Raw genomic sequence first — 20,885 nt, forward strand, 5'->3', positions numbered from 1 at the left:
TCCACGTCTGCGGTGCTAGCGCGGTGCTGCTTCTGAACGCAGGGTGAAGCCTCCAATCGGAATGTGGGCGTATCGCTCTTCAGGCTTGCCGCCATGCTTGAACCCAAGCTCCGACATTCGGAGTTCTTCTTTCACCGTTATCAACACCGGCGGATATTCACCGATAATCAGCGCAGCCCTGTCCAGGGTCACCGTTTCTCTCTCATCCAACAGCATTTGATACATTTTGCCGATCGGGCGGACATGCTCAAACGTGACATTCTTCTTCCAGGACTTGTCGCCGGAGTCGCGGACCTGTTTGGCGGCGTCACTGACGCGATTGTACGTCCGCCAGTTCTCCCGATTGAAGCTTCCGCATTCCAGGTAAAGCGAGACTCCCCAGAGCATTTTGTTGATGGAGAAGCTCGGCCTGACGCCCGCCTTTGCACAATCGACCAGCGCATTGATCAATATGCGAGCTTTTTTCGCATCGAGCGTGTCGTCGTGAATAGAGTACCGCATTTGCCTATGTGGTCACCCGAAGATTGAATGGACGCGATCAGCGCATCCTGCGCCGCAATCTGATGGCGTCATCTACAGCCAGCAGGCGGACGCGGCAACTCCTGCCCAGGCCCTTTGCAGAGATGCCAGTCATTGGCTTCGATGGGCCTCTCGGCGAAAGCCGAAGATAGCCACGCCAGCGTCGGCAGGCTGGATTCACTGCCCGTGCGCTTCCCGCATCCTGGCCTGGATCTTCGCCATGCCCGCGATCCAGCGGTCGTAATTCTCGGTCTTCTTGCGCATGTAACCCAGCACCTGAGGGTGCGGCAGGATCAAAAAGGTCTCCTGCCCGATGCCGTCAAGCGCATCCTTTGCCACCTGTTCCGGCGAAAGGTCGCCGTCACCGGATTGCGGCCCCCTGGGGATCGAGCGCAGCATGTCGGTGTCGACGCCCTGCGGGCACAGGATCGAAACCTTGATGCCGTCGGCCTTGTGCGAGATCGCCAGATTCTCGGCAAATCCCACCGCCGCATGCTTGGTGGTCGAATAGGCCGGGCTGCCGACCTGCGACAGCAGTCCGGCGGCGGAAATCGTGTTGAGGAAATACCCCTCCCCGCGCGCCTTGAAGCGCGGGATCAGATGCCGCGCGGCATAGACATGCGCCATGACATGAATGGCCCAGCTTCGCGCGAACGGTTCGTCGGAGGTGCCCCCGGCATTTTCCGACTTGGGATCGAACCCGCCCCCGATGCCGGCGTTGGAGCAGAACAATGAAATCGGGCCGAACAGCCGCTCGGTTTCCTCGATGACATGGATGATGTCTTTTTCCTGCGCGACGTCGCATTTGAAGGCGGCGCCATCGACCGAGGCGGCCACGGTTCTGGCGCGGGCGACATCCAGATCGGCGACGACGACCTTGGCGGCCCCGGCGCGGTGAAAGGCCTCGCAGAGCGCCCGGCCAATGCCGTTGGCGCCGCCGGTGACGACCACGACCTTGCCACTCACCTGCATCGCCGAACCTGTGTGTTTGAAATCGATCTCAGGTTAGTGCCCCGTTTCCGAAGTTCGTGATCCATTGAGGAGCCACCTGGCACGAACTTCGGAAACAAAAGGGGCACTAATAAATATATATTTCTAGTGCCGCTTTTCGATTTGAAGTTCCCGACGCGAACTCGCGGCAACCACTGTAGGAACTTCAAATCGACGGCACTAGAACCAGATCGAGCACGGCGGTATAATGGCAGGCCGCGCCCAACAGCACGAAGGAATGCCAGATCACGTTCTGGAAGCGAAGCCGGTGCCAAGCATGAAAGATAATCCCGAAACTATAGAGAAAGCCACCGGCAACAATGAACCAGAACGCGAGCTGCGGCAGCGACGACAGGCCGGCGTCGTAGGCGATCAACCCGCTCCAGCCCATCGCCAGATAAAGCCCGACCGATACCCGGTCGAAGCGGCCCGGGAAAAACAGTTTCAGCACGACGCCGACCGCGGCCACGCTCCAGACCCCTGCCAGCAGCGACATCGCGAACGCGCGGTCCTGCATTTGGGCAAACACCGGCGTGTAAGTTGCCGCGATCAGAATGTAGATCGCCGAATGATCAAACCGGCGCAGCAGCCATTTGCGCCGCGACACCGGCCAGAGATTATAGGCGGCCGAAAACCCGAGCATCGCGAGCAGGCCTGCCGCGTAAATCGACGCCAGCGCAATCTGGTAGGCGGACGCGAATACGCCGGCCAGCACGATCAGCACCGTGGTGGCGATCAATCCGCTGAACACGCCGATCCCGTGCACGATACCGTCGGCGATCAGTTCGGCCCGATCGTAGTTCCAGCGGATGGCGCCGGCCGCCGCGTGGGCGGAGGTCGAGGCGAGTTGCTTCAGTCTGAAGACGGTCATGGCGGCCCGGCAAGCTTCAAAACAAGACAAATGGTATCTCCAGGAGGTCAACGAACCATAAAACCCCAATAGCGTCCTAAGTGTGAAGCTTGATTTTGCTGCGCCAATCGCCACTTTCCGGTGAGTCCTGCCGCCAACTTCCCCCGCAAATCGAGCTTTTCGCGCCCGCATGGCCCCCCGTTTTTCCGATATTGTCGAGGAAGCGCGGCTGTCGGCGCGGGCGTTGAGGGATTTTGGCGAGCACTTCTTCAATCCGACGGTGCGGCTTGGCGTCACCGGACTTTCGCGGGCCGGCAAGACCGTCTTCATCACCGCGCTGATCCACGGCCTCACCCGCGGCGGCCGCTTTCCGGTGTTCGAGCCGTTCGCGACCGGGCGGATCGCCCGCGCCCGGCTCGAGCCGCAGCCGGACGATGCGGTACCGCGCTTCGACTATGAGAACCATGTCCGCACCCTGATCGAGGCGCGCCGCTGGCCGAACTCGACGGTCGATATCAGCGAGCTGCGGCTGGTGATCGATTATCAGCGCCAGAACGGCGCCGACCGCAGCCTCACCCTCGACATCGTCGATTATCCCGGCGAGTGGTTGCTCGATTTGCCGCTGCTCAACAAAAGTTACGAGCAATGGTCGAACGAAAGCCTGGCATTGTCGCGGGGGCGTCCCCGCGCGCCGCTCGCCGCGCCCTGGCACGCGTATCTCGCAACCCTCAGCGCCGAAGCACAGGCGGACGAACAGGCCGCGCTGACGGCGGCCAAGCTGTTCACCGACTATTTGCGCGCCTGCCGCGACGAGCGCTTTGCCATGAGCCTGTTGCCGCCGGGCCGCTTCCTGATGCCCGGTAATCTCGCGGGCTCGCCGGCGCTGACCTTCGCGCCGCTCGATCTGCCCGAACACGGCACGGCGCCCGACGGATCGCTGTGGGCGATGATGCGCCGGCGCTTCGAAGCCTACAAGGACGTCGTGGTTCGCCCGTTCTTCCGCGATCATTTCGCGCGGCTGGACCGCCAGGTGGTTCTGGTCGACGCGCTCTCTGCGTTCAACTCCGGTCCGGAAGCCCTCGTCGATCTGGAGGCGGCGCTGGCCGGAATTCTCGATTGCTTCAGGATCGGCCGCAGCACGCTGCTCAGCGCGCTGTTCCGGCCGAGGATCGATCGGATTCTGTTTGCCGCGACCAAGGCCGACCACCTGCACCATTCGAGCCATGACCGTCTGGAAGCGGTGCTGCGGCGCGCCGTCGCCATGGCAGTCGTCAAGGCCGAGGACACCGGCGCCGATATCGACGTCGTGGCGCTGGCCGCGGTCCGCGCCACCCGCGAGGCGATGGTCGCGCGCGGCCGCGAAAAACTGCCGTCGCTATTGGGAACGCCGGCGTCGGGCGAGCGGGCGGACGGCGAGACCTTCGACGGCAACACCGAAGTCGCGACCTTTCCGGGCGATCTGCCTGACGATCCCGAAGACATGTTCAAGGGCGAAGCCGCGTTTCGCGGCCTCGCCAGCGCCAGCGCCGGGAAAACCGATTTTCGTTTCCTGCGCTTTCGGCCGCCGCTGCTGGAGAATGACGGGCCGGATGGCCCGGCGCTGCCTCACATCCGCCTTGACCGGGCGCTGCAGTTCCTGATCGGAGACCAATTGCAATGAGCGAGCGCTCCCCGCATCGCAAGCCGGCGACCTTCAAGCTCGGCGATCCCGGCGTGATCGTGATGGACGGCGACGATGCCAGCCGCCCCGCCCGCGGCACGGTCCACGTCACGCCGGAGTCCGACCCGGCTTTGCTGCCGGTCCCCCTCGAGGCCGAGGTCCTTCCCGCACCGCGGGGATTCCGCTGGGGGACGCTGTTCTGGAGCGCGGTCGGCGGACTGACCCTGCTCGGCGTTGGCCTGGGCGTAACCCAGCTGATCGAGGATCTGTTTGCGCGCAGCGAAGGCCTCGGCTTTCTCGGTCTCGCCTTTGCCATTGCCGCCGCGCTGGCCTTTGTTGTCGTGGTCACGCGCGAGGCGTTCGGACTGATGCGGCTGGCGACGATCGAAAAACTGCATTTGCGCGCGATTGAAGTGCTCGCCAGCGACGATCGCGCCGAAAGCCGCGCCGTGGTGCAGGATCTTCTGAAGATCGCGCACCAGAATCCGCATCTGGCGCGGGCGCGCGCTGCGCTGGTGGGCCATGCCGACGACATCATCGATGGCGCCGACATGATCCGCCTCGCCGAGCGCGAATTGATGGCGCCGCTCGATTCCGAGGCGCGGCGCCTGATCTCACAGGCCGCCCAGCGCGTCTCGATCGTCACCGCCGTCAGCCCGCGCGCTCTGGTCGACGTGCTCTTCGTATTCGCCGCATCGCTTCGCCTGATCCGGCAATTGGCGCGGCTCTACGGCGGCCGGCCGGGCGCGCTCGGCATGATCCGCCTGATGCGCCATGTCATCTCGCATGTCGCCATCACCGGCGGCATGGCGGCCAGCGACAGCCTGATCCAGCAGGTGCTCGGCCATGGGCTGGCGGCGAAACTGTCGCAGCGGCTCGGCGAAGGCGTGCTCAACGGCCTGTTGACGGCGCGGCTCGGGCTAGCCGCCGTCGACGTTACCCGGCCGCTGCCGTTCACCGCGCTGCCGCGGCCCGCGCTCACCGACCTCGCGAAGGATCTTTTGCGCAAGCGCGAGGGTGAGGAGTGAGTTCTTAGGTCCTGGATTTGGTCATTCCGGGACGGTTCGAAGGACCAGACCTCAGATGTGCACTGCACATCGGGGAATCTCGAGATTCTCCGATGTGCAGTTGCACATCGTAGTTCGCGCCCTGCGCACCCCGGAATGACATCTTTCCGGCAGCAACGTGAAATGCTGGGCGAATTTCCCCCGCCAGTTCACGCCAGCGATAAAGCGGCGAGCCCTCGGGCGGTGAGAGCTCCGGTGTCCAGCCGGTGAATTTTTCCAGCGCGTAGGTGTCCATCACGATGCCGCGCCAGACGCGGTCGACCCGTTCCAGCGGCTCCCGGATCGCCGTCGTGGAGGCCCACAGCGGATTGGCAGGGTGATTGTAAGGCTCGCGCCCGACATAGAGGCCGGTGTGACCCCGGATCAAATTCATGTCGGGATCGCGAAAGCCGAGATACCGTCCGCGCTCGTTGATCTGGACCACCGGCAGGCGACCGCCGAAAAACCAGCGCAGCATCGCATAGGTCCGGTAGTCGGTGGTGGCGATCCAGGTCGCGCCGGTTTTTTGCAGTTCCAGCTTCGCCCGATCCACGATCGCCTCGTACCCAGCCTCGCCGCCGACCGGATCGGTCCGGCCGATGAAATTCCACGGCGACGCGACATAATAGAGAAACACGCCGGCGACAAAGGCGATGCCGCAGATGATCGCCAGCCTCGCCCAGGCGAACGACGATCTGACCAACGATTCCGGCCAGCCCTCCCCCCTGAGCATCGCAAGATTGATCGCGGCGGCGGCAAATCCAAACGGCCAGATGAACATCGGCCAGGTATCGCCGACCCGCAAGCTCAGCGACTTCCACAGGAAATAACCGAAGGGAACGATCACCGCGGTCGATAACAAAATGGCCACGGCGTCGCCTCGGCGGTAACCGCGCCACGCCGTCAACGCGACCCCGGTCAGCACCACCGGCAGCAGGATGAATCCGACCAGCCCGAATTGCAGGCCGATGAATTCGCCGAGCGTGCGCAGCGACCATTCATGCGTCGCGATCGCGCGCACCAGCTGGAAGCGGAACGACGCCCAGTCGTGCTGCATGTTCCAGACCAGGACCGGCAGGAACAGCACCAACGCGATCAGCGCCGCCAGCCACGGATAGGGGCTGCGCAGCCAGCGCCCGCGCCAGCGCGGCACCAGCATGAACGCCGCTACCGCCGGAAGCAGCAGGCCGGCGGTGAATTTCGACAGCAATGCCAGCCCCGCGAAGGCGCCCGCGGCAAGCCACCAGCGCCCATCGTCGCTCTCGGTGAGCCGAACCAGTGCCCACACCATGGCGGTGGCAAATGGAATTAGCGCGACGTCGGGCGAGACCTTGGCCATCAGCAGACCGTAGTAGAGTGCGGCTTCCGGCATCAGGACCGCGATCACCACCGCGCGGCAATCATGCGTCACGCGCCGGACGATGTCGGCGATGAGCAGTTGCATCACCCCCATCGCCAGCACGCCGGCAAAGCGCACCCCGAAATTGGTGTCGCCGAAGATCGCGGTGCCGAACCGGATGAACCACGCAATCATCGGCGGGTGATCGAGGAAGGAAAGCACGCTCTCCTTCGACCAGGTCCAGTAATAAGCCTCGTCGGTGCGCAGATCGAGCAGGCTGGCGTAGATCACCCGCAACGCCGTCAGTGCGGCGATCAGCGCGGCCACGGCAAGCCGTCGCCGAAAGGCGGAATGGTCCGGCCTGGCGGGGCCAATGTCGGGAGGCGCAATCGTCACGGTGCTTTCTCCCCGACTCTCCCGGAGGTGTCAACGTGTTCACACCCTCTCCGTCGTCCCGACCAACGCCAGGACCACTTCTCGCTTGCGGAATTAAACGCTAGTTTCGCGGGTCTATCGTAGATGCAACGGATCCGCATGACTGCATTTGACACGGCCCAGCTCGGAAAACTCGTTCGCGGCGTCAGCCTGCGGCAGATCCGTCTGGTCTGCGGGCTGGTGCTGTTTACCTATCTGGTCAGCCATTTCCTCAACCACGCGCTCGGCAATATCTCGCTTGATGCGCTGGCATGGGGCGTCCATTACCACGTCCTGTTCTGGCAGTTTCTGCCGGTCGCGATCATTTTTTACACTGCCGCGCTGCTTCACGCCGGTCTCGGGATCTGGGCGCTTTACGAGCGCCGGCAATTTCGCTGGAAGGCGATCGAGCCGCTGCAGCTCGTGCTCGGCCTGAGCATTCCGGCGCTCGTCGTTGCCCACATCGCCGGCGTGCGGCTCGGCCACACCCTGTTCGGACAGACAAAGCTCTATCCGCAAGTGCTCTACGGCTACTGGGTGGTATGGCCTTTCCGAGTCTGGCTGATCTTATCGGTGCTGGTCGTCGCCTGGATCCATGGCAGCATCGGTCTTTATTTCTGGCTGCGGATGAAGGCGTTCTTCAAACCCGCAGCACCCTTCCTGCTGGCCGCGGCGGTGCTGGTGCCGACGCTGGCCTTGCTCGGTCTCTACCAGGGCGGACGAAGCGTCGCCAAGGAAAGCACCAGCGCCGAATGGCGGACGACCAATCTGTCGCAAGACAAGGTCGGCACGCCGGCCGAGCAGAACGTGCTGGAAAGCATCACCGATGATTTCCTGATCGGCTATCTCGGCCTGATCGGATTTGTCCTGGCCGCACGGGGCGTGCGCGCCCTCAACGAGCGGCGCGGCGGCATGATCAGCCTGTCCTATGGCAATGGCCGCACGGTCCGGGTGCCGAAGGGCCTTTCCGTGCTGGAAGCGAGCCTGCGCCACCAGGTCCCGCATGCCAGCGTCTGCGGCGGCCGCGCCCGCTGCTCGACCTGCCGCATTCGCGTGATCGGTGACTGCGCCATGCTGCCGGAGCCATCCAATCGCGAAGCCTTCGTGCTCAACCGGGTCGGCACCGGAGCGGATCCGGCCATTCGGCTGGCCTGCCAGCTCAGGCCCGAGACCGATATTTCCTTCTTCCAGATTTTCATGCCGCAGACCGCGGCCGCCTCAGGCCCCTCACATATCGGCGAGGAGCGCTACCTCGTCAGCATGTTCGTGGACATGCGCGGCTCGACCAAACTCGCGGAACACCGGCTGCCGTTCGATACGGTGTTCGTCGTCAACCGCTTCCTCGGCGCCGTATCGCAGGCCGTGATCGAATGCGGCGGCCAGCCCAACCAGTTTCTCGGCGACGGGCAGTTGGCGCTGTTCGGACTTGCCACCAATCGGCAAACCGCCTGCCGGCAAGCGCTGAAGGCGGCGGCGATGATTGCCGCCAATGTCGATGAACTGAATCAATTTCTCCAGCACGATCTGCGCGAGCCGATCCGCTTCGGCATTGGCATTCACAGCGGCGAGGTGATCGTCGGCGACATCGGCTACCGCGATCACATGGTATTCACCGCGCTCGGCGACGCGGTCAACGTCGCAGCACGGCTGCAGGACATGACCAAAAATCTCGGATGTGAAGCCATCCTGTCGGACGAGGTCCGGGCCACGGCCGGCCTTGCAGCCGATGCGCTGCCGCGGCAGGAAGTGGACATCCGTGGCCGCAATGAGCCGATGATTGTTCGTACTGTCGCAAGCACAAATGTGCTGTCGGCGTTGCTCGATGACGTAAAGCCTGCGGCTGCTTAACGACGCCATCTTAACGACGTCAGGTCGATACGTGATCTGGCGCACATCTGAATAACCATTCAGAAAAATCTCCCTGAACTGCCATCGAATTTCTCGAACCCCGCTCCTCGGGGGTGCGACTGATGGGCGATGGGTAAGACTGAAAACTACAACCCGCGCCTCTCGCGCATCGCTAAAAGGAGAACGACCATGTTACGTAAACTCACTCTCGCTCTTGTCGCCGCAGCTACTCTCAGCGCAGTAGCGCTGGCTCCCTCCGCCGCTTCCGCAAAGCCCTGGGGCGGCGGATGGGGCTGGGGCGGCGGCTTTCATCATCATCACTTCGGCGGCTTCGGTATCGGCTATGCCGGCGACTATGACGACGGCGGATGCTATGTGACGCGCCGCGTGATGACCCCGTTCGGTTATCGCCTGCGCACCGTCAATACCTGCGGCTATTGATCGAAGTCAGCTTCGCTCAAGCAAGAGCCCCGGCCGCACACCAGCGGCCGGGGTTTTGTATTTTGCTGTCCCAATGAAAGCGTCCCGTCATAGTGATCTGGGCCGGCCGGTTGCTGCATCGCAGCGTCCTGGGCGCTTTCGAAAGCATAAATCAACTCGGAATTGACTTACGCCGTGGCAATGCGACTATCGCGCGGGCTCCATTTAGCAAAATCGACTACCGGTTCGGCGAAAATGGGTAGCCACAAATCACCGAATCCGGCCACCGCCGGCATCGGCAGAAAAGCTTCAGGGGGAGAGGCGATGCTCGACAGACGGGAGTTGCTCAAACGCGCCGGCATCGCGGCGCTTGCGACAGGTTTGGGCCCGGCCAGGGCGTTCGCCCTCGACCCCACCGTGGTGCTGCCATTCGACAACGGCAAACGGCCGCTGGTAAAATATCCACAAAAGCGCCCGATGATCGTCCTGACCAGCCGGCCGCCGCAGCTCGAGACGCCATTCTCCGTGTTCGACGACGGCCCGATCACAGCGAATGATGCTTTTTTCGTGCGCTATCATCTGGCCGGCATCCCCTACACCATCGATCCCGACAAATTCACGCTGGCGATCAAAGGCAAGGTCGATCGTCCGCTCAGCCTCTCCCTTAAGGACATACGCAAGCTGCCGGCGGTCGAACTGGTCGCGGTCAATCAATGCTCGGGCAACAGCCGCGGATTTTTCGAGCCGCGCGTCGCCGGCGGTCAATTGGGCAATGGCGCGATGGGCAATGCGCGCTGGCGCGGCGTGCCGCTGAAGACCGTGCTCGACATGGCCGGCGTGCAGCAGGGCGCAAGACAGGTCACCCTCAACGGAATGGATGGACCGGTGATGGATACGACGCCTGATTTCGTCAAGGCGCTCGATATCGACCATGCGCGCGACGGCGAGGTGATGCTGGCCTACGGCATGAACGGCGAGGACCTGCCATTTCTCAACGGCTTTCCGCTGCGCCTGGTGGTGCCCGGCTATTACGGCACCTATTGGGTCAAGCACCTCAACGAAATCACGGTGATCGATAGTGTGTTCGACGGCTTCTGGATGAAATCCGCCTACCGGATTCCGGACACGCCCTGCAACTGCGTCGAGCCGGGCACCGCGCCGAAAGCGACGATCCCGATCAACCGCTTCACGGTCCGCTCCTTCTTCACCAATGTGAGCAATGACGGAAAACTGAAAGCCCGCAAGACGACGAAACTGAAGGGGATCGCCTTCGACGGCGGCAAGGGCATCAAGGAGGTCGCGGTCTCGACCGACAATGGCGAGACCTGGACACCGGCCAAGCTCGGCAAGGATCTCGGCAAATATTCGTTCCGCGAATGGACGTTGCCGGTGAAACTGGTCCCCGGCTTCTATGACTTGCGGGTTCGCGCGACCAACAATGCCGACGACACGCAGCCGATCGAGCCACGATGGAATCCGGCGGGCTATTTGCGCAACGTCGTCGAAACCGTTCGCGTCACCGCGGCGTGAGGAGACATGTCATGACACGCCGGCTTGCTCTTCCCCTGCTCGCCACCGCGGCCATCTCGGCCCTGGGTCTGGGTGCAGTAATCGCCGCGCCGGTTTCCTACAAGCTTCCGGACGAAACGGCCGCCTTCAAGCCGGGGCCAAATCTCGAGGTGGTGCAGAACAACTGCACGGGCTGCCACTCCGCCGACTATATCGCCATCCAGCCGCGCGGGCCGAAATACAAGACGGATTTCTGGAAGGCTGAAGTCACCAAGATGATCAAGGTCTACGGCGCGCCGATCGACGAAGCGGACGTTGCCAGGATCGTCGATTATCTCGCCGCGACCTATTAGGAGATTTGCAACCAAGGCGGACAGCGGTTTGCGTAAAGCAAAAAGCAAACGTCTCGGTTCTGATTCGATCAACGGATCAAGCCCGGGTAGCAGCGGGGCCGTTCCCGCGATGGAACGGCACCCGCTTGCAATTCCCAGGTCTTGCAATTCCCAAGTCAGGATCAGTTGTCGGGATCAGTTGAAAGTGGCGTGACCGTTGCTGTAGTAGCGGCCGTCGTAGTCGTAGTAACTGCCGTCGTTCCCGCCGTCGTAGCCATATGAATCGCCATAATAGCCGGGGCCGCCATTGTAGCCGTAGACCCCGCCCAGCACTGCGCCTCCGATCAGGCCAGCCGCAACACCGGCTCCGATGCCGCCGCCACGGAATCCACCGCCTCCGAAGTGAGCGCCGCCACCATGGTAACCTCCACCACCGTGACCGCCTCGTGCGAGCGCCGGAGACGCTGCGGCCAACGCAGCCGCAAGACAGATCGCGCCTAAAGTCCTAAATTTGGTCATATGATTTTCTCCATGAGTAAAGCTATGGAGAGAAACGGGGCGTTCACCGCCTTTGTTCCGGACAGATCCAAAGATGACGAAGGTTTCATCTCCTGTTCCAGGGCAGAAAAGGCAGCTATCACCGGAACCAACGGGGCAACCGGCGAACGGGAGTATTCAGCCGGCGATCCGGCCCCCGGCCGCCTCTACCCGATAGCGTTCTTGAAGGTGAAAATTTGATTCCAAATTGAAGGAAGCCATCCAGCGTGACGCAAGTCACAAGCCCAATCCCGGCTCGCTCGAAAAACCATAACCGGCCGCATTTTTCGAGCGTTCACAGCGCGAAATCCTCGCAAAACGGCCAAAAAGCTGCAAATGCGCCGCGATAATGATCGTTTTATGCCGAAATCCCCCTGACGTTTAAGCTATCAAGCGCGCGCCATACCGCGTATCGTATTGGTCGGACATGGCGGTTTGCGGGGACCGGGAGTCCACTTTTGTTTTTGATCCTGCGGAGACGACGTGATGGCTAAAGGTACTGTGAAGTGGTTCAACGCGACCAAGGGCTTCGGATTCATTCAGCCCTCGAGCGGCGGCAAAGACGTTTTTGTCCATATTTCGGCAGTCGAGAAAGCTGGCCTTTCGACGCTTAACGAAGGACAGACGGTGGAATACGAAGAAGTTGCCAATCGCGGCAAGACATCGGCCGAGAATCTCAAGGTTTGATCCGAGAGCGCGGTCGATAGCAGCGCACTCTCGGAGGCGATCCGGGAGTGGGGCTTCAGCAAGAACCCCAAGCAAACAGATTTCAACTGGCAGGAGCGGGAACGCTCTTGCGCATTTTTGAGTCGGCGCAGAACGCGCCGGTTCGAATGCCCGATACCTTTGACCCATTCTCCGACATTCCCAACCTCCGGTGGCAGCACGCTGCCCGCGGCAGGCTTTGCGTCGATCGCACGCCCGATGATTGAACACGCCTCGTCGTGACGCCAAACCGCCGATTCCTTTGAGTTCGGCTTGATTGTATGCTTGGCGGATCTTGCGCCGGGGCATGCGATGAAACTCGATCCCGCCTCCCTTCCCCAGTTCACGGCGCCCTACGCGCCGGACGATGGTGCGATTGCTGGGCAGCTTCTCGAAATCGCCCGCCTGAGCACCGAACAAAACGCGCGGATCGACCGCACCGCGACGCGTCTGATCGATGCCATTCGTTCAAGCGACGACCGGCTCGGCGGCGTCGAGGACATGCTGCGCGAATTTGCGTTGTCCACCAGGGAAGGCCTGGCGCTGATGGTGCTGGCGGAAGCGCTGCTGCGCGTGCCCGACGCCCGCACCGCCGACCGTTTCATCGAGGACAAGCTCGGCGAGGGCGACTTCGTGCACCACGAGACCAAGTCGAGCGCGTTCCTGGTCAATGCGTCGGCGTGGGCGCTCGGGATGTCCGCGCGCGTGATTCAGCCCGGCGAAACCCCGCAAGGGACGATCGGGCGGCTGGTGAAGCGTCTGGGCGCGCCGGCGGTCCGCGCCGCCACCCGGCAGGCGATGCGGCTGATGGGCAGCCATTTCGTGCTTGGCGAGACCATCGAGGCGGCGCTGGCGCGGGCACAGTCGCCCGCCGCCCCGCGCTATTCCTTCGACATGCTCGGCGAAGGCGCGCGCACCACTGACGATGCGGAGCGCTATTTCGATTCCTACGCCAGCGCGATCGAGGCCATCGGCCGCGCCACCGACGACCGGCCCCTGCCCGACCGGCCCGGCATCTCGGTCAAGCTATCGGCCCTGCATCCGCACTTCGAAGCGTTGAGCCGCGAGCGGGTGATCACCGAACTGGTGCCGCGGCTGATCGATCTGGCGCGGCGGGCCAAGGCCCACAATCTGAATTTCACGGTCGATGCCGAGGAAGCGGACCGGCTGGAACTGTCACTGGAGGTGATCGCTGCCGCATTCAGTGACGCTTCGCTCGCCGGCTGGGACGGCTTTGGCCTCGCCATCCAGGCCTATCAGAAACGCGCCGCCGCCGTGATCGACTATACGGACGAACTCGCGTCAACGCTGAACCGGCGCATGATGGTGCGCCTGGTCAAGGGCGCCTATTGGGACACCGAGATCAAGCGCGCGCAGGAGCGTGGGCTTGCCGGCTATCCGGTGTTCAGCCGCAAGGCGATGACCGATTTGAATTACATCGCCTGCGCGCAAAAACTGCTGGGCTTGAGACCCCGCCTGTTCCCGCAATTCGCCACCCACAATGCGCTGACGGTCGCAACCCTTCTGGAATTGGCTGATGGCGGAGGCGGTTTCGAATTTCAGCGCCTGCACGGCATGGGGGAAGCGCTTTACGCGCAATTAAGCGAGGATGCTCCGAGCCTGGCCTGCCGCACCTATGCGCCGGTCGGCAGCCACCGCGACCTCCTGGCCTATCTGGTGCGGCGGCTGCTGGAAAACGGCGCCAATTCATCATTCGTGGCGCTGGCCGCCGACGATGCGGTGCCGGTGGCAACGCTGCTGCGGCGCCCGGCCGGCATCATCGGCACCGCCGAAAATGCCCGCAATCCGAACATCCCGGCCCCCGGCGATCTCTATCGGCCACAACGCCGAAATTCCCGCGGCATCGACTTCGGCGACCGCGCCGCGCTGGGCGGCCTGCTTGCCGCGGTCGCGGCGGAAACGGCTCCGGTTGCGGCAGCATCCGTGATCGACGGCCAGGCCAGCGCAGGCGTTGCGCGACCGGTTTACAGCCCGATCGACCAGACCATAGGGATCGGGAGCGTGGTCGACCCGGCGACCGCCGACGCGAACGCGGCCATGGCAGCCGCCCGCAACGGTTTTTTCGGCTGGAGCCGAACGTCGGCCGACACGCGCGTGAAAATCCTGCAGCAGGCCGCTGACCTGCTGGAGCGGCGCGCGGCGCGCTTCATCGCGCTATTGCAACGCGAGGGCGGCAAGACGCTCGATGACGCGCTCTCCGAAGTCCGCGAAGCCACTGATTTCTGCCGTTACTACGCCGCGCAAGGACGCGACCTGTTCGGCGCTGACAAGACCATGCCGGGTCCGACCGGCGAGAGTAACCTGTTGCGGCTGCGCGGCCGCGGCGTGTTTGTCGCGATATCGCCATGGAATTTTCCGCTGGCGATTTTTACCGGCCAGGTGACGGCGGCCTTGATGGCCGGCAATGCGGTGGTGGCAAAGCCTGCCGAGCAGACGCCATTGATTGCCATGGAGGCTGTCCGGTTGCTGCATGAGGCGGGCGTGCCGGCTTCCGCGCTGCAGCTGTTGCCCGGCGACGGCAATATTGGCGCGGCGCTGACCGCCCATCCCGATGTGGCGGGTATCGTCTTCACCGGCTCGACCGAAGCCGCCCGTTCGATCAACCGCGCGCTCGCCGCCAAGGACGGCCCGATCGTGCCGCTGATTGCCGAGACCGGCGGCATCAATGCGATGATCGTGGATGCGACCGCCCTGCCCGAACAGGTCGCCGACGATGCCGTGACCTCGGCGTTTCGCTCCGCCGGCCAGCGCTGCTCCGCGCTGCGGCTATTGTTCGTGCAGGACGACGTGGCCGAGCGCATGATCGAGATGATTGCTGGGGCCGCGCGCGAACTTAAGGTTGGCGATCCGCGCGATCCATCCGTGCAGATCGGACCCGTGATCGACGCCGATGCAAAACAGCGGCTCGAGACGCATATCGCGCGAATGAAGAATGAAGCCCGCACCCATTTCGAAGGGCGTGCGCCCGCCGGCAACTTCGTCGCGCCGCATATTTTCGAACTGTCCGACGCCGGTCAATTGACCGAGGAAGTATTCGGACCCGTGCTGCACCTGGTGCGCTACGGCGCCGACCGGCTCGGTTCCGTGCTGCGGTCGATCGAACGCTCGGGCTACGGGCTGACGCTCGGTATCCACTCGCGAATCGACGACACGATCGAGGCGGTGGTCGATCGCCTTTCCGTCGGCAATATCTATGTCAACCGCAACATGATCGGCGCCGTGGTCGGCGTGCAGCCGTTCGGCGGCCAGGGATTGTCGGGCACCGGCCCCAAGGCCGGCGGCCCGCATTATCTGGCGCGCTTTGCCACCGAGCAGACGGTGACCGTCAATACGGCGGCGGCCGGCGGCAACGCGGCGCTGCTGTCGAGCGAGGAGTGAGACGTCCTTACCCTCCCCTGGAGGGGGAGGGTCGGCTCGCATCGAGCGAAGCAAGATGCGAGACGGGGTGGGGTGGTCTCTCAGTTCGGACACCGTTCGAGGTGAGAGTCCGTCACCCCACCCTGCCGCTCATTTCATTCGCGTCGACCCTCCCCCTCCAGGGGAGGGTAAGAAAGCGCCGTTGCATCGCGACGCCAACATCGGTCAAATGCGCGCGAATCCGCCTGGTCGCGAAGAGTAATTCCACGGCGCGGTATAACAGCAACAACAGAAGACCAACAACAAGACGGGAGCGACCTCGCATGGAAGAGGGCATCTTTGAAGGCCTCAAGGTTCTGGATTGCGCGAGCTTCATCGCCGCACCCGCGGCCGCGACCGTGCTGTCGGATTTCGGCGCCGAAGTGATCAAGATCGAGCCGCCGGGATCGGGCGATCCCTACCGCAACCTGCCGAATTTGCCGGGATATCCGGTCAGCCCGCATAATTTCGCCTGGCTCTTGGAATCGCGCAACAAGCGCAGCCTTGCGCTCGACCTCTCCAGGCCGGAGGGCCAGGCGGTGCTGTATCGGCTGGTGGCTGAAGCCGACGTCTTCATCACCAATTTTCCGCCCGGCGTGCGCCAGCGGCTGGGCATCACCTATGAGGAACTCAAGCCGAGGAATGCGCGGCTGGTCTATGCGTCGTTCACCGGCTACGGCGAGAAGGGCGAGGAAGCCAACAAGCCCGGATTCGACAGCAACGCCTATTGGGCGCGCTCGGGCCTGATGGATCTGGTGCGCGCCGACGAGAACACCACCCCGGCGCGCTCGGTCGCCGGCATGGGCGATCACCCCTGCGCGATGGCATTTTACAGCGCGATCGTCACCGCGCTCTACAAGCGCGAGCGCACCGGTGAGGGTTCGCATGTCAGCTCAAACCTGATGGCCAACGGCGTCTGGGCCGCCGGCGTGCTGGCCCAGGCCAAATTATGCGGCGCGAAATTCGGAGAGAGGCGCCCGCGCGAGCGCGCGCTGAACGCGGTCACCAATCACTACCGGTGCAAGGACGGGCGCTGGCTCATTTTGTCGCTGCTCAACGAGGAGCGGCAATGGCCGGTGCTGGCGCGCTGCCTCGGACGGGAAGATCTCGTCAACGACGCGCGATTCGCCACCAGGCCCGACCGCCATGCGCGATCGCTCGAACTGATCAGGATATTCGACGAAGTCTTTGCCACCAGGGATCTGGCCGAATGGCGCGGGATACTGGACGGCAACGGCCTGGTGTTCGGCGTGGTCGGCATCCTCGACGACATCCCCAATGACAAGCAGATGATCGAGAACGAGGTGCTGGTGCCGTTCGAGAACGACACCATGCTGACGATCAACAGCCCGATCTGGATCGACGGCAGCCAGAAGGTCAAGCCGCGGCATCCGCCCGGGATCGGCGAGCACAGTGATGACATCCTGCGCGAGGCCGGTTACGACGACGCGTCGATCCGGAAATTGCGGGCGTCGGGCGCGGTGGCGTGAAGGCCGGACGATACGGCGAAGTCAGCCGGCATCGTCGCACGACAGATCAAACAAGGAGATCGGGAATGCCTGCCTACCGCCTGCACTATTTTCCAGAGTCCGGGAACAGCTACAAGCTGGCGCTGATGCTGACCCTTTGTGGACAGACGTTCGAACCCGTCTGGACTGATTTTGGCGGCGGCGTGACGCGTACAGCGGAGTGGCGGCGGACGGTCAACGAAATGGGCGAAATTCCAGTGCTGGAAGAAGATGGCGAGCGCCTCACCCAGACCGCGCCGATCCTGCTCAAGCTCGCCGAACAGTATGGCCGGTTCGGCGGCGAGAATGCCGCGGAGAAGTTCGAGATATTGCGCTGGCTGTTCTGGGACAACCACAAGCTGACCGGCTACATGGCGACCTATCGGTACTATCGGACGTTCACGCCATCTCCCGATCCGCATGTGCTTGCCCACTTCCGCAAGCGCCTCGACGATTTTCTGAGAATCCTGGAGCAGCACCTGCAACGCTCCGCCTTCGCCATCGGCGACCGGCCGACCGTGGCTGATCTTTCAATGACCGCCTACCTCTCTTATCCAAGCGACGAAACCGGATACGACCTTGCGGCGAGCCACCCGGCCGTCAGCGCCTGGCTCGGCCGCGTCGCCAGCCTGCCCGGCTGGCGCTCCGCCTACGATCTGTTGCCCGGCAAACGTCTCACGCATTACGCGCGCTAATGGTTGTGGAGCAGCACCCAGCCGACGGCGGCGAGGACGATGATGACGGCGACTGCGATCGCCCACACGCTAACGCGGATGTCGCCGGTGGTTTGCCGCGCGCTTTCGTTCTCGGCGATCTCGCGGTTCCGCTCTTTGGTTTCCCCGCTCGGATCGCTCACGGCCTGTCCCTCCCGTCACGAACCGTCCTAACCTAGCCTAGGCCCCGGCCGTCGTCGACGGACGCAGGCTCGCCTCAAACGATGCCGGGGATTCGGCAACGCCTCTGCCGCTTCCGCCGAGCCCCGCGAGCCGGCTCAGCGAAAACGCCGCCAGCGCCGCGCACAGGGCCGCGGCCGCGGCCGCCACGAACACCTGCCCGGCACTCCATTTCATGGTCAGCAGCGCGCCGCCGACCAGCGGTCCGACGATCGAGCCGACCCGGCCGATCCCGAGCGCCCAGCCGACGCCGGTGGCCCTGACCGCGGTCGGATAGAACCCCGCGGCCAGCGCATTGGCGGCGATCTGGCCGCCGACGATGCAAAACCCGGCCGCGAAAATCGCCATGGTGACGAAGCTGGCCGAATGCCCAAGCTGGCCGATCGCGCCGACCGCGAACACGGCGATGAAATACACCAGCGCCAGCGCGCGAAACGAGAAGCGGTCGATGATGCTGCCAAGCACGAAAGTTCCGACCACGCCGCCGACCTGCAGCATCGATCCGATCAGAGCCGCCTGCGGAACCGAAGCGCCGAGATCGTTGAGCACGGTGGGCAGCCAGTTCGACAGGAAATAGAGGTCAAGCAGGCTCATGAAGAACACCACCCACAACAGCAGCGTCGCCAGCGTTCGTCCGCCCTTGAAAAGATGCTTGACCGGGATCCCGGCCAGTTCCGGCTCATCCACCATGAACCGGGTCCCCGGTGCGAACAGCGCCTTCGGATTGATAAGCCCGAGCAGTTGCGCGACGCGCGCATCGGCGCGGCCGGTGAGTGCCAGAAACCGTACCGATTCCGGCAATTTCAGCGCCAGGATCGGCGTCAGCAGCAGCGGCGCGATGCCGCCGACGACAAACACCGACCGCCAGCCGAACTGCGGAATCAATGCGGCCGCCAGCAGACCGCCGAGCGCTGCGCCCACGGAAAACCCGCAGAACATGATCATCACCATGGTGGCGCGGCGGCGGCGCGGATTGAACTCGGACGTCAGCGCGATGGCGTTGGGCATCGCACCGCCCAACCCGAGGCCGGTTAGAAAGCGGATGGCGATCAGGGTGCTCACGTCCTGGACCAAGGCGGTGAGGAGCGCGCCGATGCCGAACGCCAGCGTCGACAGGATGATGATCTTCTTGCGTCCGACCCGGTCCGCCAGCGGTCCGAACACAAGCGCGCCGATCATCAGCCCGAACAAGCCCGCGCTGAACACCGGGCCGAGCGCGCCCTTGCCGAGGCCCCATTCCCTGGCGAGCGCGGGGGCGACGAAGCCGATCGCCTGGGTATCGAAGCCGTCGAGAAACAGCACCGCCGCGCAGGTCAGCAGCAATTTCAGCTGAAACCCGCCGACGGGTTGCGCATCGATGAACCCGGCGACATCGACGGGCGGTGCGCCCCCGCCTTGCGCCTGAGAGATATCCATGGGCCTTCCTCTAACAATATCGTCATTGCGAGGAGCGAAGCAACGAAGCAATCCATCTTTCCGCGCGGTTAGATGGATTGCTTCGCTGAGTTTATCATCGGGCGCGCATACGCGCGACCCGTTGGCTCGCAATGACGGTCCCAATGGCGCGCCGCCCATTCTCACACCCGCAACGCTTCCTTCGAATAGCCGGCGATCTGCTTGTAGCCATCGGACAGGGCGACCAGTTCGTCGCGGCTGATGACGTCGTCGATTCGCGCGAACGGCCGGTCGTGGGTGCGTTGAAACACCTCGCGCAGGATCGCGTCGGGCGGATTGGTGCGGTTGGTCAGAACCACGCGCGTGGTCGCTTCAAGCCGCTGCTTCTCGTAGGCGGCGAACGCGGCGACGGGATCGGCGTTGCCTGATAGTGCCGACGTCAGCGCCCGGGTATCGAGGATCGCCTGGCCGGCGCCGTTGGAGCCGCGCGGCACCATCGGGTGCGCCGCGTCGCCGAGCAACGTCACCCGGCCGAAACTCCAGCGCGGCAGCGGGTCCTGATCGACCATCGGAAATTCCAGCACGCTGTCGGCGGCGCGGATCAGGGCTGGAACGTCGAGCCAGTCGAAATGCCAATCGGCGAACGCGCCGATGAAATCGTCGATGGATCCCGGCCGGTTCCAGTCGCGCTTGCGATAGACCGGCGTTTCGATTTCGGCGACCCAGTTGACGAGCTGCAATCCGTCGCTCGCTGCGGCGCGGATCGGATAGATCACCATCTTGCCGTGCGACAGCCACCCCGCCCGGATCAGGCTCGCGCCCGACAGGATCGGCTTCCATCGCGTGACCCCGCGCCACATATTGACGCCGGAATAGCGCGGCTCGCCTTCGCCCGGGAAAAACTGCTTGCGGATCGCGGAGTTGATGCCATCGCAGGCGATGGCGGCGCGGCCGCGGATGGTGTGGCTGGTGGCGCCGCCCGGCCCGGCGGAGAAATGCACGCTGACGCCGGTCTCGTCCTGCTCGACGCCAACGCAATGATGGCCGGTGAGGAGCGCCTCGGCTCCGGCGCGCGCGCGGAACGCCTCCAGCAACACCATCTGCAGGTCGCCGCGGTGGATCGAGAATTGCGGATGGTCGTAGCCCGCGGCGCGGCCCAGCGGCTCCTGGTAGATCAGCTGACCGAAGCGGTTAAAGAAGGTTGCATCCTGGGTGGCGATCGCGGCCCGCGCCAGATCGGCCTCGAGGCCCAGCGCGGCCAATTCCCTGGTGGCGTGCGGCAGGAGATTGATGCCGACGCCGACGGGGCGGATTTCGGCCGCCGACTCGAATATCCGGCACGGGATCCCGGCGGCGTGCAGCGCCAATCCCAGCGTCAATCCGCCAATGCCGGCGCCGACAATGATGATGTCGTCCATGTTTCCTCCCCGGCATGCATCGATGTCCGGTTACCGCGATGAAACAGATCGGTGAGCCTACTGTCAATCTGGAGGCCACGCGACG

Annotated in this window: 19 protein-coding genes; 11 read left to right on the forward strand and 8 right to left on the reverse strand. The window is 63.7% G+C overall.

What is annotated here, in order from left to right; translation table 11 throughout:
- Nucleotides 1-15: 15 nt before the first annotated feature.
- From E8A46_RS12855 to E8A46_RS12865, 3 genes are all read right to left on the reverse strand, one after another.
- Entirely contained in the window at nt 16-501 is a 486-nt protein-coding gene (locus E8A46_RS12855) for a hypothetical protein (protein ID WP_291561117.1), read from the reverse strand.
- Nucleotides 502-696: 195 nt separating this feature from the next.
- Nucleotides 697-1,491 carry an SDR family oxidoreductase gene (locus E8A46_RS12860; RefSeq protein WP_291561118.1) on the reverse strand — a complete coding sequence of 265 codons (795 nt, stop codon included), beginning with the start codon at nt 1,489-1,491 and terminating at the stop codon, nt 697-699.
- Between the two features lie 184 nt (nt 1,492-1,675).
- A complete protein-coding gene (locus tag E8A46_RS12865; RefSeq protein ID WP_291561120.1) occupies nt 1,676-2,380 on the reverse strand; it encodes a hemolysin III family protein in 705 nt (234 codons plus the stop codon).
- A gap of 169 nt (nt 2,381-2,549) precedes the next feature.
- Here E8A46_RS12865 and E8A46_RS12870 point away from each other — a divergent pair, with 169 nt between their 5' ends.
- Entirely contained in the window at nt 2,550-4,019 is a 1,470-nt protein-coding gene (locus E8A46_RS12870; protein ID WP_291561121.1) for a YcjX family protein, read from the forward strand.
- Nucleotides 4,016-5,047 carry a TIGR01620 family protein gene (locus E8A46_RS12875; RefSeq protein ID WP_291561123.1) on the forward strand — a complete coding sequence of 344 codons (1,032 nt, stop codon included), beginning with the start codon at nt 4,016-4,018 and terminating at the stop codon, nt 5,045-5,047. Before E8A46_RS12870 ends, E8A46_RS12875 begins: the two co-directional genes overlap by 4 nt.
- A 4-nt stretch (nt 5,048-5,051) precedes the next feature.
- Here the strand turns inward: E8A46_RS12875 and E8A46_RS12880 are convergent, their stop codons facing one another.
- A complete protein-coding gene (locus E8A46_RS12880) occupies nt 5,052-6,731 on the reverse strand; it encodes a glycosyltransferase family 39 protein (RefSeq protein WP_291561183.1) in 1,680 nt (559 codons plus the stop codon).
- A 207-nt stretch (nt 6,732-6,938) separates the two neighbouring features.
- Between E8A46_RS12880 and E8A46_RS12885 the strand changes: the two genes are divergently transcribed.
- From E8A46_RS12885 to E8A46_RS12900, 4 genes are all read left to right on the forward strand, one after another.
- Nucleotides 6,939-8,666 (forward strand): adenylate/guanylate cyclase domain-containing protein, encoded by a 1,728-nt coding sequence (locus tag E8A46_RS12885; protein WP_291561125.1) that lies wholly within the window; start codon nt 6,939-6,941, stop codon nt 8,664-8,666.
- Nucleotides 8,667-8,855: 189 nt separating this feature from the next.
- A complete protein-coding gene (locus tag E8A46_RS12890) occupies nt 8,856-9,107 on the forward strand; it encodes a hypothetical protein (protein WP_291561128.1) in 252 nt (83 codons plus the stop codon).
- A 303-nt stretch (nt 9,108-9,410) separates the two neighbouring features.
- Nucleotides 9,411-10,616 (forward strand): molybdopterin-dependent oxidoreductase, encoded by a 1,206-nt coding sequence (locus E8A46_RS12895; RefSeq protein ID WP_291561130.1) that lies wholly within the window; start codon nt 9,411-9,413, stop codon nt 10,614-10,616.
- Between the two features lie 11 nt (nt 10,617-10,627).
- Nucleotides 10,628-10,948: a cytochrome c gene (locus tag E8A46_RS12900; protein ID WP_291561132.1), complete on the forward strand. Its 321-nt coding sequence runs from the start codon at nt 10,628-10,630 to the stop codon at nt 10,946-10,948.
- Between the two features lie 174 nt (nt 10,949-11,122).
- Here E8A46_RS12900 and E8A46_RS12905 read toward each other — a convergent pair whose 3' ends face one another.
- Complete coding sequence (locus E8A46_RS12905) at nt 11,123-11,446, reverse strand: hypothetical protein (RefSeq protein WP_291561134.1); 324 nt, start codon at nt 11,444-11,446, stop codon at nt 11,123-11,125.
- A gap of 12 nt (nt 11,447-11,458) precedes the next feature.
- On the opposite strand from E8A46_RS12905, the gene E8A46_RS12910 reads away from it, so the two are divergent.
- The 5 genes from E8A46_RS12910 to E8A46_RS12930 all read left to right on the forward strand — a co-directional run bounded on the left by E8A46_RS12910 (nt 11,459) and on the right by E8A46_RS12930 (nt 17,789).
- The gene (locus tag E8A46_RS12910; RefSeq protein WP_291561135.1) at nt 11,459-11,665 is read left to right on the forward strand and encodes a hypothetical protein; all 207 of its coding nucleotides are present in this window, start codon (nt 11,459-11,461) and stop codon (nt 11,663-11,665) included.
- A 285-nt stretch (nt 11,666-11,950) separates the two neighbouring features.
- A complete protein-coding gene (locus E8A46_RS12915; RefSeq protein ID WP_079600225.1) occupies nt 11,951-12,151 on the forward strand; it encodes a cold-shock protein in 201 nt (66 codons plus the stop codon).
- Between the two features lie 330 nt (nt 12,152-12,481).
- Nucleotides 12,482-15,568, forward strand: coding sequence for a bifunctional proline dehydrogenase/L-glutamate gamma-semialdehyde dehydrogenase PutA (gene putA, locus E8A46_RS12920; protein ID WP_291561137.1), 3,087 nt, complete (start codon nt 12,482-12,484; stop codon nt 15,566-15,568).
- A gap of 302 nt (nt 15,569-15,870) precedes the next feature.
- Nucleotides 15,871-17,076 (forward strand): CaiB/BaiF CoA-transferase family protein, encoded by a 1,206-nt coding sequence (locus tag E8A46_RS12925; RefSeq protein WP_291561140.1) that lies wholly within the window; start codon nt 15,871-15,873, stop codon nt 17,074-17,076.
- Nucleotides 17,077-17,141: 65 nt separating this feature from the next.
- Complete coding sequence (locus E8A46_RS12930; protein WP_291561141.1) at nt 17,142-17,789, forward strand: glutathione S-transferase family protein; 648 nt, start codon at nt 17,142-17,144, stop codon at nt 17,787-17,789.
- Here the strand turns inward: E8A46_RS12930 and E8A46_RS12935 are convergent.
- The 3 genes from E8A46_RS12935 to E8A46_RS12945 form a co-directional block, all read right to left on the reverse strand.
- Complete coding sequence (locus E8A46_RS12935) at nt 17,786-17,950, reverse strand: hypothetical protein (RefSeq protein ID WP_291561143.1); 165 nt, start codon at nt 17,948-17,950, stop codon at nt 17,786-17,788. The two genes, E8A46_RS12930 and E8A46_RS12935, sit on opposite strands and share 4 nt — an antisense overlap.
- Nucleotides 17,951-17,987: 37 nt before the next feature.
- The gene (locus E8A46_RS12940) at nt 17,988-19,403 is read right to left on the reverse strand and encodes an MFS transporter (RefSeq protein ID WP_291561146.1); all 1,416 of its coding nucleotides are present in this window, start codon (nt 19,401-19,403) and stop codon (nt 17,988-17,990) included.
- Nucleotides 19,404-19,564: 161 nt separating this feature from the next.
- Nucleotides 19,565-20,800 (reverse strand): flavin-dependent oxidoreductase, encoded by a 1,236-nt coding sequence (locus E8A46_RS12945; RefSeq protein ID WP_291561148.1) that lies wholly within the window; start codon nt 20,798-20,800, stop codon nt 19,565-19,567.
- Nucleotides 20,801-20,885: the final 85 nt, after the last annotated feature.

It is taken from the genome of Bradyrhizobium sp. (assembly GCF_004799445.1).
Taxonomy (GTDB): Bacteria; Pseudomonadota; Alphaproteobacteria; order Rhizobiales; family Xanthobacteraceae; genus Bradyrhizobium.